This window comes from Pseudomonas koreensis, assembly GCF_024169245.1.
GTDB lineage: Bacteria > Pseudomonadota > Gammaproteobacteria > Pseudomonadales > Pseudomonadaceae > Aquipseudomonas > Aquipseudomonas koreensis_F.
On sequence record NZ_JALJWP010000001.1, the window covers coordinates 1,613,005 to 1,637,933 of the forward strand.

General features: G+C 56.1%; 25 protein-coding genes and 1 tRNA gene. 16 read left to right on the forward strand and 10 right to left on the reverse strand.

Features of this window, described 5'->3' with window-relative positions; all coding sequences use genetic code 11:
* Positions 1 to 44: 44 nt before the first annotated feature.
* From J2Y90_RS07390 to rfbC, 4 genes are read right to left on the reverse strand one after another with little or no spacing between them, the layout of a single operon-like run.
* Positions 45 to 500 carry a YiiD C-terminal domain-containing protein gene (locus tag J2Y90_RS07390; RefSeq protein WP_253497997.1) on the reverse strand — a complete coding sequence of 152 codons (456 nt, stop codon included), beginning with the start codon at positions 498 to 500 and terminating at the stop codon, positions 45 to 47.
* Entirely contained in the window at positions 497 to 1,879 is a 1,383-nt protein-coding gene (locus tag J2Y90_RS07395; protein WP_253497999.1) for a sigma-54-dependent transcriptional regulator, read from the reverse strand. Before J2Y90_RS07395 ends, J2Y90_RS07390 begins: the two co-directional genes overlap by 4 nt.
* Complete coding sequence (locus tag J2Y90_RS07400; RefSeq protein ID WP_253498001.1) at positions 1,876 to 3,684, reverse strand: sensor histidine kinase; 1,809 nt, start codon at positions 3,682 to 3,684, stop codon at positions 1,876 to 1,878. The genes J2Y90_RS07395 and J2Y90_RS07400 overlap by 4 nt, the downstream gene beginning before the upstream one ends.
* Before the next feature lie 42 nt (positions 3,685 to 3,726).
* The gene (gene rfbC / locus J2Y90_RS07405; protein WP_253498003.1) at positions 3,727 to 4,272 is read right to left on the reverse strand and encodes a dTDP-4-dehydrorhamnose 3,5-epimerase; all 546 of its coding nucleotides are present in this window, start codon (positions 4,270 to 4,272) and stop codon (positions 3,727 to 3,729) included.
* A 161-nt stretch (positions 4,273 to 4,433) separates the two neighbouring features.
* Here rfbC and J2Y90_RS07410 point away from each other — a divergent pair, with 161 nt between their 5' ends.
* The 9 genes from J2Y90_RS07410 to J2Y90_RS07450 all read left to right on the forward strand — a co-directional run bounded on the left by J2Y90_RS07410 (position 4,434) and on the right by J2Y90_RS07450 (position 14,282).
* Positions 4,434 to 7,346: an aminotransferase gene (locus J2Y90_RS07410; protein ID WP_253498005.1), complete on the forward strand. Its 2,913-nt coding sequence runs from the start codon at positions 4,434 to 4,436 to the stop codon at positions 7,344 to 7,346.
* Between the two features lie 305 nt (positions 7,347 to 7,651).
* Positions 7,652 to 8,530: an N-carbamoylputrescine amidase gene (gene aguB / locus J2Y90_RS07415; protein ID WP_253498008.1), complete on the forward strand. Its 879-nt coding sequence runs from the start codon at positions 7,652 to 7,654 to the stop codon at positions 8,528 to 8,530.
* On the forward strand, positions 8,530 to 9,636 hold the full coding sequence (gene aguA / locus J2Y90_RS07420; protein ID WP_042608605.1) for an agmatine deiminase: 1,107 nt from the start codon (positions 8,530 to 8,532) through the stop codon (positions 9,634 to 9,636). The genes aguB and aguA overlap by 1 nt, the downstream gene beginning before the upstream one ends.
* 244 nt (positions 9,637 to 9,880) lie before the next feature.
* Positions 9,881 to 10,093 (forward strand): hypothetical protein, encoded by a 213-nt coding sequence (locus tag J2Y90_RS07425; protein ID WP_253498010.1) that lies wholly within the window; start codon positions 9,881 to 9,883, stop codon positions 10,091 to 10,093.
* A gap of 458 nt (positions 10,094 to 10,551) precedes the next feature.
* The gene (locus tag J2Y90_RS07430) at positions 10,552 to 11,838 is read left to right on the forward strand and encodes an OprD family porin (RefSeq protein ID WP_253498013.1); all 1,287 of its coding nucleotides are present in this window, start codon (positions 10,552 to 10,554) and stop codon (positions 11,836 to 11,838) included.
* Between the two features lie 231 nt (positions 11,839 to 12,069).
* Positions 12,070 to 12,816 (forward strand): 2OG-Fe dioxygenase family protein, encoded by a 747-nt coding sequence (locus J2Y90_RS07435; protein WP_253498016.1) that lies wholly within the window; start codon positions 12,070 to 12,072, stop codon positions 12,814 to 12,816.
* Positions 12,817 to 12,895: 79 nt separating this feature from the next.
* Complete coding sequence (locus J2Y90_RS07440; protein ID WP_253505091.1) at positions 12,896 to 13,273, forward strand: GNAT family N-acetyltransferase; 378 nt, start codon at positions 12,896 to 12,898, stop codon at positions 13,271 to 13,273.
* A complete protein-coding gene (locus J2Y90_RS07445; RefSeq protein ID WP_253498018.1) occupies positions 13,270 to 13,986 on the forward strand; it encodes an AzlC family ABC transporter permease in 717 nt (238 codons plus the stop codon). Before J2Y90_RS07440 ends, J2Y90_RS07445 begins: the two co-directional genes overlap by 4 nt.
* Positions 13,965 to 14,282 carry an AzlD domain-containing protein gene (locus J2Y90_RS07450; protein WP_024011198.1) on the forward strand — a complete coding sequence of 106 codons (318 nt, stop codon included), beginning with the start codon at positions 13,965 to 13,967 and terminating at the stop codon, positions 14,280 to 14,282. The genes J2Y90_RS07445 and J2Y90_RS07450 overlap by 22 nt, the downstream gene beginning before the upstream one ends.
* Here the strand turns inward: J2Y90_RS07450 and J2Y90_RS07455 are convergent.
* The gene (locus J2Y90_RS07455) at positions 14,199 to 15,125 is read right to left on the reverse strand and encodes a LysR family transcriptional regulator (protein WP_016772151.1); all 927 of its coding nucleotides are present in this window, start codon (positions 15,123 to 15,125) and stop codon (positions 14,199 to 14,201) included. The genes J2Y90_RS07450 and J2Y90_RS07455 overlap by 84 nt on opposite strands.
* 321 nt (positions 15,126 to 15,446) lie before the next feature.
* Between J2Y90_RS07455 and J2Y90_RS07460 the strand changes: the two genes are divergently transcribed.
* From J2Y90_RS07460 to J2Y90_RS07485, 5 genes are all read left to right on the forward strand, one after another.
* Positions 15,447 to 15,854: an MbcA/ParS/Xre antitoxin family protein gene (locus tag J2Y90_RS07460; protein ID WP_253498020.1), complete on the forward strand. Its 408-nt coding sequence runs from the start codon at positions 15,447 to 15,449 to the stop codon at positions 15,852 to 15,854.
* 11 nt (positions 15,855 to 15,865) lie between these two features.
* On the forward strand, positions 15,866 to 16,531 hold the full coding sequence (locus J2Y90_RS07465; RefSeq protein WP_429462258.1) for an RES family NAD+ phosphorylase: 666 nt from the start codon (positions 15,866 to 15,868) through the stop codon (positions 16,529 to 16,531).
* Positions 16,532 to 16,679: 148 nt separating this feature from the next.
* Positions 16,680 to 16,862 (forward strand): type II toxin-antitoxin system HicA family toxin, encoded by a 183-nt coding sequence (locus tag J2Y90_RS07470; protein WP_186619426.1) that lies wholly within the window; start codon positions 16,680 to 16,682, stop codon positions 16,860 to 16,862.
* Positions 16,863 to 16,893: 31 nt separating this feature from the next.
* Positions 16,894 to 17,319, forward strand: coding sequence for a type II toxin-antitoxin system HicB family antitoxin (locus tag J2Y90_RS07475; RefSeq protein ID WP_253498024.1), 426 nt, complete (start codon positions 16,894 to 16,896; stop codon positions 17,317 to 17,319).
* 356 nt (positions 17,320 to 17,675) lie between these two features.
* A complete protein-coding gene (locus tag J2Y90_RS07485) occupies positions 17,676 to 18,317 on the forward strand; it encodes a BRCT domain-containing protein (RefSeq protein WP_253498026.1) in 642 nt (213 codons plus the stop codon).
* A gap of 369 nt (positions 18,318 to 18,686) precedes the next feature.
* On the opposite strand, the gene J2Y90_RS07490 is transcribed toward J2Y90_RS07485, so the two are convergent.
* Both J2Y90_RS07490 and J2Y90_RS07495 read right to left on the reverse strand, forming a co-directional pair.
* Positions 18,687 to 19,217, reverse strand: a complete 531-nt coding sequence (locus tag J2Y90_RS07490) for an ATP-binding protein (protein ID WP_253498028.1) — start codon at positions 19,215 to 19,217, stop codon at positions 18,687 to 18,689.
* Positions 19,218 to 19,637, reverse strand: a complete 420-nt coding sequence (locus J2Y90_RS07495; protein ID WP_253498029.1) for an ASCH domain-containing protein — start codon at positions 19,635 to 19,637, stop codon at positions 19,218 to 19,220.
* A 27-nt stretch (positions 19,638 to 19,664) separates the two neighbouring features.
* On the opposite strand from J2Y90_RS07495, the gene J2Y90_RS07500 reads away from it, so the two are divergent.
* Both J2Y90_RS07500 and J2Y90_RS07505 read left to right on the forward strand, forming a co-directional pair.
* Positions 19,665 to 20,783, forward strand: coding sequence for a hypothetical protein (locus tag J2Y90_RS07500; protein ID WP_253498032.1), 1,119 nt, complete (start codon positions 19,665 to 19,667; stop codon positions 20,781 to 20,783).
* Positions 20,784 to 20,868: 85 nt separating this feature from the next.
* Positions 20,869 to 21,336 (forward strand): GNAT family N-acetyltransferase, encoded by a 468-nt coding sequence (locus J2Y90_RS07505; RefSeq protein WP_253498036.1) that lies wholly within the window; start codon positions 20,869 to 20,871, stop codon positions 21,334 to 21,336.
* A gap of 1,024 nt (positions 21,337 to 22,360) precedes the next feature.
* Here J2Y90_RS07505 and J2Y90_RS07510 read toward each other — a convergent pair.
* The 3 genes from J2Y90_RS07510 to J2Y90_RS07520 form a co-directional block, all read right to left on the reverse strand.
* Positions 22,361 to 23,257, reverse strand: a complete 897-nt coding sequence (locus J2Y90_RS07510) for an Abi family protein (RefSeq protein ID WP_253498039.1) — start codon at positions 23,255 to 23,257, stop codon at positions 22,361 to 22,363.
* A gap of 374 nt (positions 23,258 to 23,631) precedes the next feature.
* Positions 23,632 to 23,707, reverse strand: a tRNA-Thr gene (locus J2Y90_RS07515).
* 75 nt (positions 23,708 to 23,782) lie between these two features.
* Complete coding sequence (locus J2Y90_RS07520) at positions 23,783 to 24,619, reverse strand: FkbM family methyltransferase (RefSeq protein WP_253498042.1); 837 nt, start codon at positions 24,617 to 24,619, stop codon at positions 23,783 to 23,785.
* Positions 24,620 to 24,929 lie beyond the last annotated feature (310 nt).

Sequence of the window (24,929 nt, forward strand, 5' to 3'; positions counted from 1 at the left end):
ACCACTATGGTTGTTGGAGCTGCCGAAGGCTGCGATCTTTTGCTTCAGCGGTGCAAAACGTACTGCCCGGTAAATCTCACCGCCTCGTCCTCACTTCCCGCATTCAGTATCCGCGTCTCCAGCGTCAGCCGCGCCCGCCCATAACGCCGATACATCGCCAAAAAACGCTTCCACACCGCCGCATCCGGTGCCGGACAAATGGCCACGGCGTCCCCCGTCACTGGCAGCGGATAACTGATCTGCCCCTCCTGAATGACGATGTGCCCATCGGTAATTCCTTCTTCCTTCAGGCGCAAATGCAACCAGCCCCAACCGGCGAGCACGGCGCCACAGTAAAGGCTGCCGCCAAACATGGTGCTCTTGTGATTGACGTTGGGCGCGAGGGGCAGGTGCAGGCTCAATTGCTGCTCTCGCCACTCAAGCACCTCGAGCCCCATCTCGGCGGTCAGCGGAATGTCGTGATGCAGCACCGTTTGCAGGTATTCGCTTTCGCTGCTCATTCGTTGTCTTCCCCTTGGCCGCTGTCGCCGAAATTCAGGCCGTGTTTGCGCAGCTTGTCGTGCAGAGTCTTGCGTGGAATGCCCAAGGCTTCGGCGAGGCTACGCACCGAGCTATGCGAGCGCGCCAGTTCGGCGGCGATCAACGATTTTTCGAAGTTTTCCACTTGCTCGCTGAGGCCTCCGTTGACCACTTCGACAGGCGCGGCGCCGCTGCCATCAGCGCTGCTATCCAATGCCAGCTCCAGGCCCAGCGCAAAGCGCTCGGCGGCATTTTGCAGTTCGCGCACGTTGCCCGGCCAGGTGTGGCGCAGCAGCAATGCGCGTTGCGCCGGTTGCAGCTCGTGGGGCGGCAAACCGTGGCGAGCGCTGGCTTCGTCGGCGTAATGCTGGAACAGCACCAAGGCGTCTTCGCCGCGTTCGCGCAGCGGCGGGATGCGCAGCGGTGCGACGTTGAGGCGGTAATACAAGTCGGCGCGGAAGCGGCCCTGATCCGCCGCCTGGCGCAAATCTTCCTTGGTCGCGGCGATGACGCGGATGTCCAGCGGGATCAACTGATTGCCGCCCAGGCGTTCGACGACGCGCTCTTGTAGCATGCGCAGCAATTTCACTTGCACGTCCATGCTCATGCTCTCGATTTCGTCGAGAAACAGCGTGCCGCCGTTGGCGAACTCGAATTTGCCGATGCGGCGCTTCTGCGCGCCGGTAAAGGCGCCGGGCTCATGACCGAACAATTCGCTTTCCACCACCGATTCCGCCAGTGCGCCGGCGTTGATCGCCACGAACGGACCGTTGCGGCGGCTCGACAAGTCATGCAGTGCACGGGCGACTACCTCCTTGCCGGCGCCGGTTTCGCCGAGGATCAGCACGTCAGCCTTGGTCGCCGCCAGCGCGCCGATCTGCTCGCGCAGGCGCAGCATTGGTGTCGAATGGCCAACCAGTCGCGCGCTCAGTTCGTTACGGTCGCTCAAGGCCAGACGCAGGCTGCGGTTGTCCAGCACCAAGCGGCGCAAGGACAGCGCGCGACGTACGCTGTCGAGTAGCGCATCGCTGGCAAAGGGTTTTTCCAGGAAGTCGTAAGCGCCGGCGCGCATCGCCTGCACCGCCAGCGGTACGTCGCCATGGCCGGTGATCAGCAGCACCGGCAGCTCGGGATCCTGTGCGTGCAATTCACCGAGCAGTTCGAGGCCGTCCATGCCCGGCATGCGAATGTCGCTGACCACCACCCCCGGCCAGTCGCGCTCGAGTTGCGCGGCCAGACCCTTGGCTTCGGACAGCGGCAGGATTTTCAGACCGGCCAGGTCCAGTGTCTGGCCGAGGGCCTGGCGCAGGTGCGGATCGTCGTCGATCAACACTACCTGGATGCGATTGTCGATGGTCATGCACTTCGGTCCTCGGACGGTTGCAGGCTGACTCCGGGCGCGCCGGCGCGCAGGCGCAGGGTGATCAGGGCGCCGCCCTGCTTGTGGTTGGCGAACGACAGCTCACCACCGAAGGCGCGCATCAGCGTTTCGCAAATGGCCAGCCCCAGACCCAGGCCTTGCGTGCGGGTCTTGGTGGTGTAGAAGGGCTCGCTGGCGCGGCCAAGGGCTTCCATGCAGAACCCCGGGCCGTTGTCGCGAATGTACAGATTGACGCCGTCGGCGGTGGCTTCGGCACTCAGCCACAATTTACGCGGCGGGCCTTTTTCGGTCAGCGCATCAAGCGCGTTGGCCAACAGATTGCCGAGCACTTGGCGCAATCGGGTTTCGCCGGCCTCGACCCACAGCGTCGCGGCGGGCAGATCGCGGATCAGCTCGACTTCCATACTGCGCCGACGTTTGGCCAGCAACGCCAGCGCATCGTCCAGCGCCGGTTGCAGGGCGACGCTTTCCGGTGCGTGGCGATCACGGCGGGCGAAGGCGCGCAGATGAGCGATGATCGAGGCCATGCGCCCGGTTAGTTCGCTGATCAGCTTGAGGTTGCCGCGGGCGTCGTCGGTGCGCTGATGGTCGAGCAGCACTTCGGCGTTTTCCGCATAGCTGCGAATTGCCGCCAGCGGCTGATTGAGTTCATGGCTGATGCTCGCTGACATGGTGCCGAGCGCCGACAGTTTGCCGGCCTGAACCAGATCGTCCTGGGCGCGCACCAGCTCCTGCTGCGCGTGCTCACGCTCGAGCACTTCCTGCTTCAACCGGCGGTTGAGGCCTTCCAGATCGCTGGTGCGCTCGGCGACCCGGCCTTCCAGCTCGCGGCGGGCCTTGGCTTCGAAGGCGATGCGCTCCAGGTAGTGCCGGCGACGCTGCATCATCAGACCCACCAGCAGCATGACCACCAACAGCGTGGCGCCACCGATCGCGACCACCGTGCGCACCGGGCGGTCGATCAACGTGCGCGGGGCGAGGATGCTCACGCTCCAGCCGGTTTCGGCGATGTCGTGGGTCTGCGTGAGCCACGCGTCGGAACTGAGGTTCAGCGGTCGGGGTTCACGGGTCGGGTAGGGCTGGATCGCGGTGATCGCGGCGCGCTCGGTTTCACTCAGCTCACGGGTGGCGCGGAAACGCCATTCCGGGCGCGACGTCAGGATGACCACGCCATTGTGGTCGGTCACCAGCAGTTGTTCCGGGGTTTTGCCCCACAGGCTTTCGGTGTGGTCGAGATCGACCTTGATCACTAGCACGCCGATGATTTTTTCGCCGTTGCGCACAGCCGCGGCGAAGAAGTAACCGCGTTTGGCCGAAGTGGTGCCGAGCCCGAAGAAGCGTCCCAGGCGTCCGGCCATGGCCTCACTGAAATACGGGCGGAAGGCGAAATTGCGGCCGACGAAGCTGTCGCGTTTGTCCCAGTTCGACGCCGCCAGGGTCTGGCCGGACGTATCCATCAGGTACATGACTTCAGCACCGGTCTGCGCGGCAATGTTTTTCAGCAGGCGATTGGCGTTGCCTTGCGTAACGCCGTCATCCGGCGCACCGAGCACCGCACGCAGGGCCGGCAGGTCACCGAGAATCTGCGGCAACACCTCATAACGATGCAGAGTGCCGAGCAGGTTGGCGACGTAGAGGTCGAGGGTCTGGCGATTCTGCCCGGCAAGTTCGCTGCGGTAATAGCGCTCGGCGAGATGTTCCAGCGGCCACAGCAGCGGCGCCAGGCACAGGGCCAACAGCGCGAGGCTGCGCCAGCGAGGTCTGCGGGGAAGTGTTGGTTTCATAAGCCGAATGCGCCTGTAGAGACAGGCGCATTATGCCCGGCCTCAGTCGAAGACGTCAGCGTCCTTGAGCAGCGCGGCTGTCTGATCCTTGGCCGACAGTTTCGGTGCTTCGTCCAGTTGCCAGTCGATGCCCAGCGCCGGGTCGTCCCAGCGAATGCTGCGCTCGGAAGACGGGTCGTAATAGTTGGTGGTCTTGTAGAGGAACTCGGCGAACTCGCTCAGCACCACAAAACCGTGGGCGAAACCTTCCGGCACCCACAGTTGACGATGGTTCTCCGCCGACAGGCGCACCGCCACCGATTTGCCGAAGTGCGGCGAAGTGCGACGGATGTCCACCGCCACATCAAGCACTTCACCCACGGTCACGCGAACCAGTTTGCCCTGAGTGTTCTGCAACTGGTAATGCAGACCGCGCAGCACGCCTTTTTGCGAGCGCGAATGGTTGTCCTGAACAAACTGCGTATCGAGACCGGTGGCGTCCTGAAACGCCTTGGCATTGAAACTCTCGTAGAAAAAACCGCGCTCGTCGCCGAACACCTTGGGTTCGATGATCAGAACACCGGGCAGATCGGTGGTGATGACATTCATGAGGATTTCCATAGACAGGTGTGAATGGCCGACATTCTTGCGCAAAGCGCTGCGGGGCGCGAGTGTTGGGTTTGAATTGGAGCGTTCATTGACGCCGGGGGTTGCGTATCCGCCAAGGCAATGGCGATATAAGCGCCTAACAAAATCTCAGGGGTCGTTTCATGCCGCTCGCCACGTTGATTCATCGCGCCAGTTTGCCCGGTCCGCAGGTTTCAGAGGCGCAGGCGCTGCAATGGCTGGCCGAATATTACGGGCTTGTCGGCACGTTGCAGGCGCTGGGCAGCCAGCAGGATCTGAATTATCGCGTCGACAGCGAGCGTGGGCGCTTCGTGCTGAAAGTCTGTCGTGGCGATTACGCGCTTGTGGAGCTGCAAGCCCAGCACGCCGGCCTCAAGTATCTGGCCGAGCACTCGGCGATCAAGGTACCGCGCGTGATCGCTGCCAATAACGGTGAAGACCTGTTGTCGCTGCAAGCCTATGGCGAAGCGCTGCATGTGCGGTTGCTGGAGTACATCGACGGCCAGCCGTTGACCGATTTCGATCATTTGAGCCAGGACGTGGTCGCCGGGTTTGGCCGGCTCTGTGGCGAGATGGATCTGGCGCTGGCAGGCTTCGATCACCCGGGCCTTGAACGCACCTTGCAATGGGACGCGCGTCACGCCAACGCTTTGATCAGTCATCTGTTGCCGGTGATCACCGACGTGCAGCAGCGTGCGGTGATCAGCGCTGCCGCCGAGCAGGCCGAGCGCCGTTTGCAGCCGCTGCTGGACAAGCTGCCGGTGCAGGCGATTCACATGGATATCACCGATGACAACGTCGTCTGGGCGCGCGATGCCCGGCGGCATTGGCAGTTGCAGGGTGTGATCGATTTCGGTGATCTGGTGCGCACCTGGCGCATCACTGATTTGTCCGTGACCTGTGCGGCTTTGCTGCATCACGCCGATGGCGATCCGTTTGTGATCCTGCCGGCGGTCAAGGCTTATCACGCGGTCAATCCGTTGCAATACGCAGAGTTGCAAGCATTGTGGCCATTGATCGTGGCACGGGCGGCGGTGCTGGTGCTCAGTGGCGAGCAGCAAGTGAGCATCGATCCGGGCAATACCTACAGCCGCGACAACCTCAGTCATGAGTGGGAAATTTTCCGTGTCGCGACGTCGGTGCCACTGGCGCTGATGGAGGCGGCAATTCTCACCGCCGTGGGCCAGACCTTGGCGAAGGACGAACAGGCAGAATTTGCGCCGCTGTTGCCCGAACTGGTCGGGCGCGAATTTGCCCTGATCGACTTGGGCGTGTTGAGCCCGCACTTCGAGGCGGGCAACTGGGAGCAGCAGGGCATCGATCAACGCTTGCTGTCAGAAGCCGCAGCGGTGCATGGGCTGGCGGCGACGCGCTATGGACAGTACCGCTTGTCACGCACGCGGCCGGACAGTGCGACTGAACCGGATACGTTCCCGTTGCATGTCGAATTGCGCGTGCCGACTGAAAGCGAAGTGCAAGCACCGTTCGCGGGCGTCCTGAGTCAAACGGCGGACGGTGCGCTGCAACTCTGTGGCCCGCTGTTCAATGTTCGTCTCTGGGGCGTGACGGCAATCCTTGAGCATGGCGCGACACTGGATAAAGGCCAGAAACTCGGTGAAGTCACTGGGCCGCTGATTGTGCAATTGTGCCGAGAAGCAGAGCTCGACGCGCCGCTGTTCTGCACGCCGTCCCGTGCTCCGGCCTGGCAGGCGCTGTGCCCGTCGCCCGCGAAATTACTCGGGCTGGCCTGCGATGCGGAGCCAGAGCTGGACGCGAAAACCCTGCTCGAACGCCGCGATGCCAGTTTCGCCCGTACGCAAAAACACTATTACGTCGACCCGCCACGCATCGAGCGCGGCTGGCGCAATCACCTGATCGACATGCACGGCCGATCGTATCTGGACATGCTCAACAACGTCGCGGTGCTCGGTCATGGTCACCCACGTATGGCAGCAGTCGCGGCGCGGCAGTGGTCGTTGCTCAATACCAATTCGCGCTTCAACTACGCGGCGGTCGCCGAGTTTTCCGAACGCCTTCTGAAGCTCGCACCAAAGGGCATGGATCGAGTCTTCCTGGTCAACAGCGGCAGCGAGGCCAATGACCTGGCGATTCGTCTGGCCTGGGCCTACAGCGGCGGGCGCGACGTGATCAGCGTGCTCGAGGCCTATCACGGCTGGACGGTCGGCGCCGATGCGGTGTCGACGTCGATTGCCGACAACCCGAAGGCCTTGGAAAGTCGCCCGGACTGGGTGCATCCAGTGACCGCACCGAACACCTATCGCGGCGAATTCCGTGGCCTCGATTCGGCGCCGGATTACGTGCGCAGCGTCGAACATCATCTGCAAAAACTTGCCGAGCAGAAGCGGCAACTGGCCGGTTTCATTTGCGAGCCGGTGTACGGCAACGCCGGTGGTATCTCCTTGCCGCCGGGTTATCTGCAACAGGTGTATGAACGGGTGCGCGCGCAGGGCGGGGTGTGCATCGCTGACGAAGTGCAGGTCGGTTACGGGCGCATGGGCCATTTTTTCTGGGGCTTCGAAGAGCAGGGCGTGGTGCCGGACATCATCACCATGGCCAAAGGCATGGGTAACGGTCAGCCCCTTGGCGCGGTGATCACTCGCCGGGAAATCGCCGAGGCGCTGGAAACCGAAGGCTATTTCTTTTCCTCGGCGGGCGGCAGTCCGGTCAGTTGCCAGATCGGCATGGCGGTGCTCGATGTCATGGAAGAAGAAAAGCTCTGGGAAAACGCCCAGGTGGTCGGCGGCTACTTCAAGGCGCGACTGGAAGCGTTGATCGATAAACATCCGCTGGTTGGCGCGGTGCACGGCTCCGGGTTTTATCTGGGGCTGGAGCTGATCCGCAATCGCCAGACGCTGGAACCGGCGACGGCCGAGACTGCATTACTGTGCGATCGCCTGCGCGAGTTGGGAATCTTCATGCAGCCGACCGGTGATGACTTGAATATTCTCAAGATCAAACCACCGATGGTGACGTCGCGTCAGAGCGTGGATTTCTTTGTCGATATGCTGGATCGGGTGCTTACCGAAGGTTTGTAAGCAAGACACATCCCATGTGGGAGCGAGCCTGCTCGCGAAAGCTGTGTATCAGTCGCCACATGCGGTGACAGACACACCGCATTCGCGAGCAGGCTCGCTCCCACATTTGTATTCGGTCTAAAGTTCGATTTGTATCGATTTGATAAGCTTTTAAATAGCGTATTTTCTGATTTATAGGTTTTAAAGCCGATATTTATCGGTTATAAAGTCGCCATTGCTCCGGCCTTGGCGATCTCTTGTCCGGTGCGCGCGTTTTCGTTTCGGTCGAACTCTCGACCGTCAAAGCACTAGCCCGGAGATGATTCATGAGCCGTATCGTTACCGTTGCCGCCACGCAGATGGCCTGTTCGTGGGACCTGGAAGCCAACCTCGAAACTGCTGAAAGGCTGGTGCGTGAAGCCGCCGCCAAAGGCGCGCAGATCATCCTGATTCAGGAACTGTTCGAGGCGCCGTACTTTTGCCAGAAGCCGAATCCGGATTACCTGCAACTGGCAACGACGGTTGAAGAAAACGTCGCCATCAAGCATTTCCGGAAAATTGCCAAAGAGCTGCAAGTGGTGCTGCCGATCAGCTTCTACGAACTGGCCGGGCGTGCACGCTTCAACAGCATCGCGATCATCGACGCCGACGGCAGCAACCTCGGGATTTATCGTAAGAGCCACATTCCGGACGGCCCGGGCTATCACGAGAAGTATTACTTCAACCCGGGCGACACCGGCTTCAAGGTATGGAACACCCGTTATGCGAAAATCGGCGTCGGCATCTGCTGGGACCAGTGGTTCCCGGAAGCGGCACGCAGCATGGCCCTGCAAGGCGCGGAAATTCTTTTTTATCCGACCGCGATCGGCAGCGAGCCGCACGACAACACCATCTCTTCACGCGATCACTGGCAGCGAGTGCAGCAGGGCCATGCCGGCGCCAACCTGATGCCGCTGATCGCCAGTAACCGCATCGGCAACGAAGAACAGGATGGCTACGACATCACGTTCTACGGCTCGTCGTTCATCGCCAACCAGTTCGGCGAAAAAGTGCAGGAGCTGAATAAAACCGAAGAAGGTATTCTTGTGCACACGTTCAACCTCGACGAGCTGGAACATATTCGCAGCGCGTGGGGTTCATTCCGCGACCGCCGGCCGAATCTGTACGGCGCGTTGAAAACCCTCGACGGTTCCCTGGAGTCCTGATGACCACATTGAAAAGTACCCCGCGCGCCGACGGCTTCTACATGCCAGCCGAGTGGGCGCCACAAACCCAGACCTGGATGATCTGGCCCGAGCGCCCGGACAACTGGCGTCTGGGTGGCAAACCGGCGCAGGCCGCGCACGTGGCGGTAGCCAAAGCCATCGCCCGTTTCGAGCCAGTGACCGTTGCCGTCTCCGCCGGCCAGTACGAAAACGCCCGCGCGCGCCTCGATGTGCCGAATATCCGCGTGGTGGAAATGTCCAGCGACGACGCCTGGGTTCGTGACAGCGGCCCGACCTTCGTCATCAACAACCGTGGCGAAGTGCGCGGTGTGAACTGGGATTTCAACGCCTGGGGCGGTTTCGATGGCGGCCTGTATGCGCCGTGGAATCGTGATTCGCAGGTCGGCGGCAAGATCCTCGAAATCGAGCGCAGCCCGCGTTACCGCACCGAAGGTTTCGTGCTCGAAGGCGGTTCGATTCACGTCGACGGCGAGGGCACGCTGATCACCACCGAAGAATGCCTGCTCAACCGCAATCGCAACCCGCACCTGAGCCGCGAAGAAATCGAAGCGGTGCTCAGTGACAACTTGTCCGTGGACAAGATCATCTGGCTGCCGGATGGTCTGTTCAACGACGAAACCGACGGCCATGTGGATAACTTCTGCTGCTACGTGCGCCCGGGGGAAGTATTGCTGGCGTGGACCGATGATCCGCAGGATCCGAACTATCCACGCTGCCAGGCCGCAATGCGCGTGCTGCAAGACAGCACCGACGCCAAGGGCCGCCCGTTCACGGTGCACAAAATGCCGATTCCGGGGCCGCTGTATGCGACCGAGGAAGAGTGCGCCGGGGTCGATCCGGTGGACGGCTCGCAGGAGCGTAATCCGTCCGTGCGCCTGGCCGGTTCCTACGTGAACTTCCTGATCGTCAACGGCGGCATCATCGCGCCGAGCTTCGATGACCCGATGGACGCGCCAGCCAAGGAAATCCTGCAGAAGCTGTTCCCGCAGCACGAAGTGGTGATGGTGCCGGGCCGCGAACTGTTACTGGGCGGCGGCAATATCCACTGCCTTACCCAGCAACAGCCGGCGCCGCACAAAGAGTGAGTTGAGTCGTAACAGCTTGAGTTGGTTAACAAATCAGCCTGGCAATGATTAGCTCGCTACGCATGAAAGCAAGCCCGCAGCCCGTCAGGACCGCGGGCTTGTTTGTATCCGCCGGTCGCTGTTCGGTGCGCTTTGGCATAGCTCTTGTATTGCTTCTGTTGCACTAGGGAGGGCGGGGAACTTCAACAGTTCTGTCACAAACCTTGGATAACTTAGCCGCTCATGAACGGGGGAGAGCGCTGAAATGAACGCCGAAATGAACGTAGTCAGCGAGCGGACTGTGCATCCCATGGCCGTCAATGGCGAATCGCTCCAGCTTGTCGCGCACTGGTTGAAGTCCAATGGAACGCGTCAGATCAGAGAACCTGATCCGCGCCGGATGATGATCGAGCGCTACCCCGCTGGGCTGTTCAGCGAGGCCGAACTGGAAGCGTTATGGGATGTGATGGAAGGATAGGAGTAACAGGGATTGATCAAAGCGCTGCCGGGATGGCGGCGCTTTTTTTTGCCCTGACATTTGTGCACCTCGGTTCAATGTGGGAGCGAGCTCGCTCGCGAAAGCGCTGTGTCATTCGCTGCTTTCACTGCCGATCCACCCATTCGCGAGCAAGCTCGCTCCCACAGTTCAAACTCCCTGTTTAATCCGTTTTTTCTGCAATAGCCCAGCAAAAAAATTACGTTTCTTAGACGTTTTTCGCCTATTTAAAGACGATTCTTGAAATTGACACATTGTTTAGGGCGCAGCTACGATTCCGCCCAACGCCTGTGGCTAACCGCCATGACTCAAAATAAGGAGCAGGCCCGCCATGACTTGTCGTCGGCGGGTCTTTTTGTTTCGGGGTGAATACAAGAGTGCAAAAGCGCCGTTTCAGCCGTTCGACACAGCGCGTTTCAACCCGTAATAAGGAAAACAAAATGTTGAACAAGCGAATCAGTCTGATCGCACTGGGGATGTTGAGTGCAACACAGGCCATGGCTAACGACCAGGCCGAATCCAAGGGTTTCGTTGAAGACAGCAGCCTGAAAGTGCTGCTGCGCAACGCCTACATCAATCGTGATTACAAAGACGGTCGCCCGGACAAAGCCGAGTGGGGCCAAGCGGCGATCGGGACGTTCTCGTCCGGCTTCACCCAGGGCACTGTGGGTGTCGGTGTTGACGCCTTTGGTCTGTACGCGCTACGTCTGGACGGCGGCAAGGGTCGTACCGGCGCGCAAGGCATCGACTTCTTCAAGCAGGAAAACGACGGTCGCGCGAACCACGACATCGCCAAGGGCGGCGCAGCGGTCAAATTCCGTTTCTCCAATACCGTGCTGACCTACGGCGACCAGATGCCGGCCCTGCCGGTACTGAGCTACGACAACGTGCGTCTGCTGCCGGAAAGCTACACCGGTACTTTGATCACTTCCCGTGAGATCAAGGGGCTGGAGTTGAATGCCGGTCGTTTTACCGCTGAATCGCGCAAGAGCGATGAAGGCCGTGACAGCGGTGGTCTGAAATCGATCAACGTGTTGGGCGGCAGCTATCAGTTCACCGAACACTTCAAAGGCGCCCTGTACGCCTCCGACGTTGAAGACGTCTTGAAGAAACAGTACGTGAACGCCAACTACGTGATCCCGTTCAACAAGGATCAGTCGCTGACCCTCGACTTCAACGGCTATCGCACCAAGCTGGACAACTCCTATGTCCGCGAAAACGGTGTAACCGGCGACGACAACAAGATCTGGAGCCTGGCAGCCACCTTCGCCACCGGCCCGCACTCGTTCACCGTGGCGCACCAGCGTTCCACTGGCGACAGTAACCTGGGTTATGCCTACGGCGGTTATCAGAAAGATCAGGGTCGTGTCGGCGATGGTGGTAACACCATCTATCTGGCCAACTCCTACTGGTCGGACTTCAACGCCGAGGACGAACGCAGCTGGCAGCTGGGCTACGGCCTGGACTTCGGCGCGTTCGGCGTACCGGGTCTGAGCTACAACTTCGCTTACGTGCGTGGCGACAACATCACCACCTCTACCAGCGAAGGCGGCACCGAGCGCGAGATCTTCAACCAGTTCAAATACGTCGTGCAAAGTGGTCCGGCCAAAGATCTCAGCGTGAAGCTGCGCAGTTCGATCCTGCGCGTCTCGCAGAAATCCAGCGAGTACAACGTCAGCGGTAACGAAGTGCGAGTATTCGTGGACTATCCGATCAATATCTTCTGATGATCGAAATGCTGTAAGAAAAATGAGAAAACCCCGATCCGTTCGGGGTTTTTTTTCGACGGTTTTTCAGCCGAAACCGGAAATAACCAGTGTTTTTGTCATGTAAAAGTTGTTTTCGATGCCCTGCAGGTTTCGTTTCAAACAGCACTTCAAATGCCTGAAATTCTTTCTCATGGACGCAAATTCTCCACCTAATAGATTAGGGCGTTCAACGCAGCGGAGAATCTGGTAATGATCGTTTTAAACAGAGAAGTGGGCGAATCGCTACGGCGCGACAAGTTTGTCAACGTCCAGGGTGGTGACTTCAATCTCTACGGTCATTTCGCCGACTTCGTCAGACTGACCAAGAGCTGGGAAAACATGGAGCCTGACAGCTATTACGGTCAGGCCGAAGCCGGCATGCGCTACCGTCGTTACAGCGACTTTGAATACAACCCGAAAACCCGTGAACTCAAACAACTTGAGCACCGCGCCTATGTGCAGTCCAAAGAGAACAACGCCTATGTCGGCGGAGTCGTTCGGCACTTTCAGGATTTTTCCGAGGAAGTGATCACTTCGCCGGTGATGCGCAGCCTGATCGACACTGATTTCGAAGTGTATAAAAGCGTGCTGCCAGAAGAACTGCACGATGAGATCTGGCAGTGCCAGATCCATCAGATCCGTATCGAGATCAAACCCGGCAAGCAGTTGGAAATCACCCCTGAAGGCATTCACTGCGACGGCTATCCGTTCAGCGGCGTGCACTTCTGGGGACGCAATAATGTCGAGGGGGCAGAGAGTCGTTTGTACGACACCCACCAGCAGCAACTGGCGGCGACTACCTACGAGGAAATTCTCGACACCACCTACTTTCTCGACCGTGACATGCGCCACTACGTGACCCCGGCGCGCAATACCCACACCCATGCCATGGCGTACCGGCAGATTCTGGCGATTTCCTTCTCGCGGCCCGGGACCGCTTTCGACATTGTTCGCTAATCAGATCACCCCAATCGACGGCGTCGAGTGCTCGACGCCAGTGGTATTGCGCCGCGCCACGGCCAAGGATGCGCAGCGCATGGAGCGCTTCTTCCGCCAGTTCGACGAAGTGTCGTTCTGCGATTGGCAGGACGCCAAATGCCTGCGCGGCGTGTTGATCCAGAAAACCACCACGGCTTATCTTGCCTTCGATGTCGCGGGCGAGATCGTCGGTGCGGTGCTGGGCGGCATGCTCGGCAGTCGCGGCACGATCAATCATCTGGCCGTCAGCCCGCGCTACCGCAGCCAGGGCGTGGGCCAGCGTCTGGTCGAAGCGGCTTCGTCCGACATGAAGCGGGTCGGGGTGCTGCGGATGTTTCTGTTCGTCGACGATGCTAACCTCGCGGGCAAGCGGTTCTGGGCCGCCCAGGGGTTTTGCGAGCCTCACGGCGAACGGACGTTTGAGAGGGATCTATGAATGAAAGGTCGGGCAGCGCGCCGCTGATGGTCGACCAGCAGCCGTCGCGTACGTTTGCCGAAGCCAGCCCGGTGGTCGCCGGGTACTTCACCGTGTCGTTTGTCTTCGGGCTGATGGCGGTCAACGCTGGTTTGCCGATGTGGCTGCCGGTGGCGATGTGCTTGTTCGTGTATGCCGGCGCATCGCAATTCGCCGCGCTGGCGCTGATCTCCAGCGGTGCATCGCTGACTACGATTGTGCTGACCACGTTCCTGATCAATGCGCGGCACATGCTGATGTCGGTGTATATGGCCAAGGCTCTGCGTGCGCTGGGTTTGAGCCGCATGGAGCGTTGGGCTTACGCCGGTGGCCTGACGGATGAATCCTTCGCTTTTCACAGCGTCAAGCTCGGCACAGGCGCGCCGGTCAATGTGCGTTATCTGATCGGTTTCAACCTGTTCTGCCACACCTCGTGGGTGCTCGGCGGTTTGCTCGGCGCGGTCTGCGCGCAGTACGCGGCGCACCTGATCAAATATCAGCTCGACTATGCGCTGACGGCGATGATGCTCTACGTGCTGGTTTCGCTGTGCAACACGCGCAACAAACTGATCGCCGCCGCTGCCGCCGTGGCCTGCATGGGCGCATTGAGCCTGATCGGCAGTTCGCCCTTCAACGTATTTATCGCCACGTTTGTGGGCTGCGGAGTGGGTGTATGCCTGACCAAACGTTCCTGATCCTGGTGGTGGTGCTGATGATGGCCGTGACCTTCCTGCCTCGCGCCTTGCCGCTGCAGATCAACACCGAGCACTGGCCGCCCTTCGTGGCGCGGGCTCTGGAATATTTGCCGGTGGCGATCGTCGCTGCGATCAGCCTCACGCCCTTGTTGATCAAGGACCGGCAGATCCAGCTCGATCGCCCGGAATTCTATGCCGCGATTCCGACGTTGCTATGTGCGTATTTCAGCAAAAACCTCTTTCTCAGTGTGGCGGTGGGGACGGCTGCGTACATTGCGCTCGGCTCGTTCATGTAGCGGCAGATCGACGACATCGTTCAGCGCCTGGTGCGACAGCTCCGGGTTGTTAACCGCCAGGCGCACTTCGAGGAAATCCTCGAAACCGGGGAAAATCGTCAGGCCGTTTTTCTGCGCCGCTTCACGCGAAACCATGCCGACCGCGTCCATCTGCGTGATCAGCGACAGCGTCAACGTTTCACTGCACGAATAAACCATGCGCTGGCCGTTCTCGTGATTGCCTAGCCCAGCGTCGAGAAAACGCAAAAAGCTGTGGGAATACGGACAATCTTCCGCAGGACGCACCTGGAACTTGTTGCCCAGCAAGGTCAAAGGATCGTTTTCCTGACCGCAATGCGCACCGACCACCTGCACCTGCACATCCGGCAGCACGATGCTCGGCAAACCCGGTCGCTGCGGGCCGATCAACACTGCAAGGTCAAAGTCCTCGTTCTTCAGCTTGCTGAGATTTTCCATTGATTCGGCGTAGCTGAATTCCATCTGGTAATCGGGAAATACCTCGATCAGCCGGCCGATCATGCGCCTGTTGAAGTCAGGCGACAGCGTGTTGTTCAACGCCACCTTCAACGTTCGCTGCCCCGGCACTTTCAGCGCCTCGACCTTTTCCTCCATCTGTCGCGTGGCGATCAACACTTTATCGATGTAGGGCGTGAGCTCCGTGCCTTGCGGCGTCAGCGTCAGTCCCTTGTTGGAACGGCGAAACAAGCGGAAACCGAACTGCTCTTCGACCTTGTTCAACTGTGCGGCCAACGCCTGCACGGTCAGGCACGAATGCTCGGCTGCGGCCGACAACGAGCCGGTCTGCACGATGCGCATGAGGTTGCGTAAGGTTCTGCTATCCATGGGTAATGCCCTCTGAAGTGGGCTGGGTATTGTTGTTTACGAAACGACCGAAACGGCGCCATATGCCGGCTATATTCCTGCACCTGAGCATAGTTGTCGCGGGTTTAGTAGCGAATTGATTCCCCCGCCGATGGCTGGAGGCTGACAGAGGATCGGGGTTTTTGGCGGGACGGCGGTAATAGGATTAAAAAAACGGGCAGGATTTCGATAAACGCGACTGGCTTGGTTAATCAACGCGTGACTCCATTTATGTACTAATCTTTGTTAAGAATACATATCTGTACTACGCTGCCTGCATCTACGATTTTAAGGAGGCGGCTAATGCCAGCTTCATTTCCTGCAATAAATCCGCGTGAACAACTCGACGTCCCCGAGGCCGGTCGCGTTGCGTTGAAGTTCTTCTTCAACCTCATGGAACACTGGGGTTGTAATGCCGAGCAGCAACGCACCCTGCTTGGTGGCGTCGGCAACACCACGTTCTACAAGTACAAACACCTGCCGAACATACGTCTCCCGCACGACACCCTTGAGCGCATCTCCTACCTGATGGGCATTCACAAGGCGTTGAGCATCATCTTCAGCAACAGTCGTGAGCGCGCTTACGCCTGGGTCAGCAGCCCGAACACGGCAGCGCCGTTCAATGGCAAAACGGCGCTGGATTACATGCTGGCGGGCAGGGTGGTCGACATCGCCGATGTGCGCCGCTACCTCGATGGAGTCCGCGGTTGAAAGCGCCGGCGCTGGTCGACGTGCCATGGCCGCGCGCCTATCGTATCGTCAACAGCAGCTTCCCGCCGATTGCGCTATTTGAAGATGTCCTCGACCCCGAAGACCTCGAAGTCGCCTACGCCATCGAAGCGCTGACCAATGATCGCTTGATCGAACAGGCCGGCGTGCTTTCCCGGGTGCGCCCCGAAGATCGCCTGTCGGGCCCCGGTTCCAGCCCAGTGATGGCCGCGTTCACTCATGTCGGCAAACGCAGCCGGTTCAGCGACGGCACCTTTGGCGTCTACTACGCTGCCAGCAGCCAGGCTGCGGCCATCGCAGAAACCTGCTATCACCAGGAACGTTTCCTCGCGTCCACCAACGAAGCGGATCTTGAGTTGACCATGCGTACTTACGTCAACCGGGTGATCAAGCCGCTGCATGACGTTCGCCATGACTTCGAACACTTGCATCAGCCTGATCCGCAAGCTTACGGGCCATCCCAAGTGTTCGCGCGGGAGCTGCGCGACGCCGAGTCGTGGGGCTTGCTCTATAACAGCGTGAGATTGGCGGGGCATGAATGCGTTGCGGCGTTTCGGCCCCCGGCGGTTTCGATTCCGAAGCAGGGCAAGCATTTGCGGTATGTGTGGAGTGCGAGTCAGCAGAGGATTTCGTTTGTGTTTGAGGTTAGTCAGGTCTGAAACGCAGAAACCGTAGCGTCAACGAGGGCCGAGTGCGAACTCGTAATCAGATGGTAGCCTGAGCGTCCTGGGTGCCAGTGCAACACTTATGTTGCATGCGCATCAAATATGTTGCACATTCGCTCTACCGAAACAGCGAGTGATGCACATGAAGTACAGCGAGTTTCGGCGATGGTTGAAGGCCCAGGGCGTTGAGTTCCAAGCCGGCAAGGGCAGCCACTTCAAGGTTTCGTTGAATGGCAAATCAACTGTGTTTCCCGACCACGGAGCCAAGGAAATGGGCGAAGGGTTGAGAAAAACGATAATAAAACAGTTGGGCCTCAAGGATTGAGGCTCTGCTGTACCCCATGAGAGGAAGCGTGATGTTCGAATATGCCTTGGAGGTTCACGAAGAGCCGGGCAGCGTGTGGCTGACTTGTGCGGCGATTCCAGAGATGCACGCGGTCGGCGATACCCTCGGGGAAGCGTTGGCTACCGCCATCGATGCGATCGAGACAGCATTCTCCATCTATGTGGATGACCGCCGGTTGATCCCTACTGGTCATGCTGGAGAACAGGAAAACGATGTCGTATTGCGTCTTCCTGCACTGACTGCCGCGAAGGTTGCGCTGTGGAATACGCTTTTGGAGTCCGGTGTCAGCAAAGCCGAACTGGCGCGTCGTCTTGGCGTGCAACGGCCACAGGTCGACCGGCTGGTTGATTTCCTGCATCACTCCAAGATCGAGAATGTTGAGCGTGCGTTGCAGCAGCTTGGGCGGCGTATTTCGCTTTCGGTTGAAGCTGCATAAATTCAGCAATCGGACGTTGGAGTAAGGTAGTTGGAGGCGGAGAAAGGCGTGGCTGATGAGCTAGAGCAATTCCAGACAGACTTGCTGGAATCTGTACGTCAGATGAAGTCTGGACGGGCTTCCAGTATGACGGAGGTATCGCTTTCGGCGAGTCCGGAAGCACAACAGAGCGCTGATGTTTCACATAGCGTTTTCGAAAGCTTCGGCTTCGTAGAGCAAAGGGGACAGATCTATTTTCCTATTTCCCTCGAATAAATGCGGCGTCACCGTGCGGCGATGCTAGCGTTGAACACAACAGCTCCTCGCTTGCTAATGCTTCGCTATCGAGCCCTTACCCTTCTAAAGGAAAACCCGTAATGGATCTACACCAGGAGTTTGAAAGCAGCAAATTCTTCCACCGCTCCCGTATTGATCGTCGCGCCGCCGATGCCCTGGTCGGATTGGCCGCCGGGATTACGGCCGACGGTGATGTGAGCGTCACCGAAGCGGTTTTTCTAAAGCGATGGTTGGAAACCAATCTCGCGCATCTGAACGATCCGGTGATCAATCTTCTGTATTCGCGCTTGGCGTGCATGCTTCAGGACAATGCTCTGGATAAGGATGAGTCACTGGAGTTGCTCAACATTCTGCGTGGTTTTTCTGGAGTGAGCATTGAGAAACCGAGGGTTAGCGGTGCTGTTACCGTTACTCCTACGGATCTTCCTTTCAACTCACCGATCCCTGATTTGATTTGGGACGGCCGGATGTTTGTATTTACCGGTGTCATGGCCTTTGGGCCGCGTAAAGATTGCCAGGCGTTAGTCGAAGAGCGCGGCGGTTTGATTGGGGGCAGTGTGAGCAAAAAGGTGCATTACTTGGTGGTCGGCAGCGTGGGTAACGAACAGTGGCGCCACAGTACTTATGGAACGAAGATCATAAAGGCAGTGGAGCTACGTGAGGCGGGAGCTTCGATTGCCATTGTTGGTGAGGACCATTGGCAAAAGATGCTGTTTGGTTAAGGTTGCTTCGTCGTTGGTATCTGGGAAACGGCCCTATGGCTTGGCCGCTGGTCGTCTGTGAGTTGGGCGGTCTCATCGCGAGCAGCCTCACGCCTGCAGAATCCATCGCGTGGACAAAAACGGACGCTCCAGAAACAACAAAGCCCCTGCATTTCTGCAGGGGCTTCGTTTTGTATGGTGCGGCACCAGGAGTCGAGTTCATATTTAATCATATGATAAGTAAGTGATTTTTCTGAGTGTAGCGTTCGCTACCTCTTAGATTATCCTAATAGGTGAACTTGAGGTTTGTCATCGCTTTGTAAGGAAAAGACTATTTAGTTAGTCCGCTGTTTAAGTTTCTTGCGTCAGCGATGTTTGGGCTAAAGATTTTTACTCTTGTTTGCCTTTGTTGATGGCTTCGCTAATCAATTTGAACGCATCTGAGTTGCTAACAACGTTAAGCTTGTCGCTACTATATGCGTTGGTAAGATGAAGTAAGGCCATAGTTTGAAGATTTAAAATCTCGACTTCGGAAATTATTTTTCGAGATTTTGATTTGTCATACATTCGTCTATAAAGAACGTCGGCAGCGCTTGCGTTAATAAAGAAAATTAAATCCGGCTTGAGCTGCATTAAAGCCTCAATCGGTACCCAGAATTCTGTATTTTCGGTCTCGATCACAGCATGGAATTCGACGATGGTATTCTTGTTGACCTTTTTTAATGAGGTGTAGGCTGTAATTAACTGCCGTTGATTGATTGATAAGGAATCGCTTCCGATTTTAGAGATTTCAATAGGGCGCCCTATTTGTTTCAGTAATGTCGATGCTGATAGTCCGACGTATTCTGGGTTGGTCGAAACCAGCTCTTTAGTTAGTGTGGATTTTCCTGATCCGGCTATCCCAAATAATGCGATATGCATTTAAAAGTCTCGCTTGATTAGGTCGAAGATTATGTCTTGTGCGACATAGCAGTATGACTGAGGGGGGGTAATTCCCGCCGCTCGAAGGCTATCTAGTGGCACCTTTCTGTTATACTCGATAACATTGTCTAAGTGAATAGCGAAAGCTTCGTTGCTGTTGTGGAAATAGCTGTCGAAATTTTCTTTAGAGATGCAGGCTTTTTCAAACGCTATCTGCTCTATTGCTAACGGCGAGCTAAGCTGAATGCTGGCGATTGTTGCTTCGCCTGCGAGCATCTTTACTGGAGAGCTTGAATAGATGTATATTCTCCTGCCTGGCTTGAAAAGTACCCCGATTTTTTTTCGTAGCTCGACAGTTTTAGCGCCACTAAAAATCATTGAGCTATACTGTGGCTTAATGCTAATTATGATTTCTGGCATGATGTATTAGGTTCTAAGGAAAGTTTTATGGCTAAAAGCTTAGCGTTTTGGCTCGAAGGAATCAACACTGAGGACCATGAAATTGACCTGCATGTCAATTACTGGTTGTTGCATCAGAATACTGATAGCGAGCTCAGTTACCTAGATATTGGTGTAAAATTTTCCGGGTTGCATGATCCTAGTAATGTGGGCGGGAATATTAACGTTTACTTCCCGTTCAAGATTACCAATGATAACTATCATCCTGGGCTAGGTGAGTTGGTATGTTCGCGTACAGATCTCATCCAAACAATATTTAACGCTAGGCATAAGTCTACGTCCAATAGTTCCAATACATCAGTTGATATTGAGTTCGAAAGCAAAAAAGAAGACATCCTTAGAGTGTTTACTCAGATATCTTGTAGCCCTGAAAATGGAGGGGTAAGAATAGTAGATACGGATGAAGGGTCCACGCTGTTGTTTCCGCTGAAACTACTCAGCGTAACAAAGAAAACAGATCCTCAGTTGCCCGAGCAGGAGGATGAAAAGGGTAAAATATTACCTGGCTATATCCGTTTTCGAATAAAGCTTGGTGCGCAAGAGACTAAGGTTTTGTCTCAAAGCTACAAGCATAGTGATAGCTTCATATTGAGTCGTCTGGAGTCAACCGAGATCGTGGACTTTAGACTGAATGAGGTTCGAGATCTGCCTGGTATTGTGCAATCTAAGAACTTGATTGGTGCGGGAATCAAGAATATTCATTTTTTCCTGATACGTGAAGTTGACTCGGAGTATAAGCAGGCTCACGCAAATTTTCACAGATGTAGGCTCTTGGAGAAAGAGCTCTGGAATGAGTATTTAAGCTTGCAGCCTAAAGACAAAATGGCTCCAAAGCAAATGCTTATTTATCACTGGAAAGAGTCCGGTAAGATTGACAAAGACTCAAGTGAAAAACTACAAGCGCCCATTGAGAAGTTCACTGCGTTTGCGAAGTTTAGCAAGATTACGGTTACATACAAGAATTTGTTTTTGTTTTTGTTCTTTGCACTTGTGATAGGTGCGGTGTCTGGGGCTATGGGAAATGTGCTATTTAATTTCGTTGGAGATGTAGGCAGCGCGGTAATTGATAAGGTTGTTTACTTGCATGATGTACATTCTAAGAAATAAGTTGAGATATATAAAGTTCTTGCAAAAAACAGTGGAAATGCTAAAATGCTTGTCATAACGCTATTTGAAGTGTAGGGAGAGGAAAATGATTGCAACTACTGTGAGGCCGGTCATACGCTATGATTATCTTAGCGCAATGAGCGTTGACTTCATGTTCATTGCAAACCATCTCTCAGCGATTTCCCATCTTTATCCTGGGTTTAAAGAATGGCTTTACTTCAAGTTTAAGCCAGATTTTTTAAATGGGTCTAGGGATATACTGGTTGCGTACGATGGCAATAATATCGCTGGATTGTCGTTGTTGAAGTTCAGTGATTTTGAAAATAAAATTTGTACTTTTTATGTTATGCCAGCATACCGTGGCTTGAGCATTGGACACGAGCTTATGAATAGGTCTCTTTCGTTCCTGTGCAAACGAAATGTTTTGATATCTGTCTCTCAAGAAAGAGAGACTGAGTTGTACCCTGTTCTGAAAAATTCAGGTTTCAGGCTAGACCGTAAAGTTGAAGGCGCTTACCGCTCTGGAGTGGTCGAAAGTTTTTACTCCGTCTAGCTTTTAGCTTTTCACCGAAAGCCCATCGCATATAAATGCCTTGGGCTTTTTATTTGGTCTGGATTTTAATACTTAATTTTTAATTATATTGGGAAATATTTAGATTCCGCGCTAACCCTCTTTGTCTTACCCTAATGCGTTATCCTAGATATTTCCTCTTTCATTCACATCGCTTTCCCAAAGTTTAAGATTTAAAATCCCCCCGTCATCCCGCCAAGAATGCTGAGTGTTGTCAGGCATCAAGGCCCCGCGACCTGTGAGGGTTGTCCGCTAACGCGGGACTGACGGCTCTTTACGGCCGGGAGCTTGGGCATCTCATGATCTGGCCTCCTTAACACTTCCGCGGAAGTGGGCGGGTGGAGGCTACGCTGGCTGATGAGGCCGGCGCCGCGAGATCTTGAGTCAGGTGAAGGCAGTGATGCTGTGACCGGGACATGCCTGACTATCAGTCAGGTGCAGTCCATTCCGTGGGCTGGGGCACCATCATCTGCATCGCTGTTGCTGGTGACTTCGGTGTTTGTCACGCCGATTGTCACGAGGGGAAAGCCGCAAAGCCTTGTACGATATGGGCTGCAGCAGCGGTACGAGCGCCCGTCTCTTTCCGGGAGAAAGAGACGGGCGCAGGTTGGCGCAATGAAATGGCCAAGCGGATAGGTTGCTGCAGGGCAGCTATGAAAGGGAATGAGTTGCCGCAGTGGGCACACTGGTAAAAGTAGGCATCCATCACATCGCTGTGACCGTGCAAGCCGCCGGAAGCTAATCGCGTTTTGGGAGAACCACCACGGTGTGGCGTAGCCTCAAAGGTTCTGGCTACCTGGGTTGCTGTCAACGACAGCGCTTTGCCCGATCTTTTCTACGCCTGTGGAAAACTCGGATTAAGGCTCGAGTTTCTGGGAGTTTTGCTGCTTTGTCTGAAATTATCTGTCTTTAGCAGTCTGTGGTTTACGACCTACATTTCGCTTTAGGCAAGCGCTCGCTCCTGGCACTTCTCCGGGCGGAATGACAAAAAACTTCGGGCTTCCTTTTACTCCAAACACCATTGCGGTTGACGTTTCCAGTCCTCTGGAAATCCCATAAGTTTCAAATAACCTGGCTCTCTCTGGTCAATCATTTCGGCTAAGTGAAATTTCCACTGACTGTCTGGACTGATCAAATCGGTCAGATACGCCAGCATCGTTAGCACTATATATAGGCGCTGCTTGGGCTGAGGTCGGTCGCCAGGTGCATTTTGAATGACCCATTCTTTAGGTAAGGATGGTCTGATCGAGAGCTCTCTGTTCCATAGTCGTGAGTGGTGGGCGCAGCAGTTTCGAATGAAGCTCAGAGTGTGGAGCCAGGAAGCCAGTACTTCGAAGGGGAGATTGAATCTGCTCGCGATCGTTTTTTTGTCGACGCTTTTGCCTATGGCATTGAACAGGGTGGAAACCGTTCCGAGGCTAAGTTCTTCTAGAACTGCCCAGGCGGGCGGCAACTCGGGATGGGAATAGGTTGATCCGTAGAATCGAAAATAGTTATCGCGGGTGCGATTTTCAATTCGCTGCTGCTGGATCTGATCTGCTCGGCTGCTCCTTTTTATACGATCAATCTCACGTCCCAGTTTGTTGCGCTCCTTGCTCAGTTGATCTCGCAGGGGCCGCAATAAATCCGAATGTGAATATGACGAGGAGAAGATTGGCGCGTGAGCTATCCAGTCAGGCCCGTACTTCGGGCACATGTGATTGCTGATAGTCGCTCGTATGGCGACTTCGACACGTTCGATAACATCCATCGTTATACGTCGCAACGAGCCATCGAAGCGGTAGATGTCGACGACTGCTTTCAGAGTGCTGCCAGGCTTGAAGGTGTGTTCAGGGTTTGTTTCTTGAAAAGGGCGCATGTAGGGACTCAGGCGAAACAGCGTGACCACTTCCAGGAAACGCATGACGCGGTCGTCGTTTGCGAATTGCAGGCCTCATTGCTTTAGCAGTTCCAATTGCTGTTCTACGCTGAGGGCCTGCTTATCGAAGGGCCTCATGTAGTTTTCTCCAGGCAAAAAAACCCGCACGATTTGAGCTTGCTGACTGGGTCAACCTAGGCTTGGCGGGTGTGTTGGGGTGCATTATAGGTAGGTGCAAGAGCCCATCAATGTTGGGCTGATGTGAAATTGTAACGACTCGAGGTGCGGAGGGCGGAGTTCGGTCCGTTGATTGAGATAAGGCGTCGTTGGTTTTGTCGCCCCAATGTGGAAGTTCCTGGGGAGTTCCAAACGCCAGAAACAACAAGGCCCCTGCATTTCTGCAGGGGCTTCGTTTTGTATGGTGCCGGCACCAGGAGTCGAACCCGGGACCTACTGATTACAAGTCAGTTGCTCTACCAACTGAGCTATACCGGCGTGTGGGCGACGATTATAGCGATTGGGTTGGTTCTGTAAACCCCTGAATTCAGACTATTTTTGTGACGGTCCTGATCAAGCCCTGCGCAGGGTGTTACGCAGCTTTTGCAGCATGCGCACGGTGCGGCTGTTTTGCAGTGTTTGCAATTGCGTTTCGGCCTGTTCGGCGCGGCGCAGGGCAGTGGCGAGTTGTTGGGCGGTGTCGTGTTCGCCTGCGCTGAGCGGGTGGGCGAGGGCGTGGCCTCGGCACAGTTGGAAGTTGTCCAGATTGCATGGCGGGATATCGAAGGCGGGTTTGAGGCTCATGTGTTCATCGGCGAGGAACCAGGTGTTGAGGCCGTCGAACAGTATCGATTGGTAGCCCGCCTCTGTGACGAGATGTTCCCAGGTGTGGTCGCGTTGCCATGGAGTTTCGATGACGATGATCCATGGACGGAAGCGGCTGAAGTCCATGCCACGCAGGACAGTTTCCTCGTGCCCTTCGACATCAATCTTCAGAAAGTGGATCGCTCGATCAGCGGCGTGCTCTTCGCAGATTGAGGTGAGCGTGCGTGCCTTGACCGTGAGGCTACGCACATCCATGCCGAGGTCTTTGCGTTGCTGAGCGATGGCGGCGTCTGCAGTGGAAAGACCTGTGCCGGGAATACCGTAAAAGGTCACTTCGCCAGGGTGGTCGCTGGCGATGCATTGTACGGTGACGTCGCGTGGGCGTTGCTGACAGAGCGCGGCGTAGTAATTCTGCATCGGCTCAATGTTTATGCCCTGCCAGCCATGGTCGTAGAACGCTTTGGTGACGGAGTCGTGGCTCGGATCGTTGGCGCCCACGTCGATGTAGAAACCGTGTTCGAATTGCTTAAGCGCACGCCACAGGCGGACGTCTTCAAAGTTCTGTGCAAAAGAGATGAACGGCACGGTCGCTTCCTGTCGGTCGGTTTTTCTTGTTCTGCGTACGCCGGCGGCGCGTTCAGGCTTTGTATAGCAAGGCTGACGCACGGTCGCAAATAATCGATATGGCGGGCTGTCGATTCGGCGGTTATGTCGTTTGATTGGCCGCTTATGCACAACACGCTGGCTCGATGGGACGCTTAGGCCTGTTTTTGCTGAACTGTTCTCATTTGGTACGCAAAACACTGTTTTGCCAATTTTTTATCTGTGTGTACGAAAAATGACCAAAGCTGTTAATGCCATGAAACACGCATGGATATTGGATCCAGTAAATCTT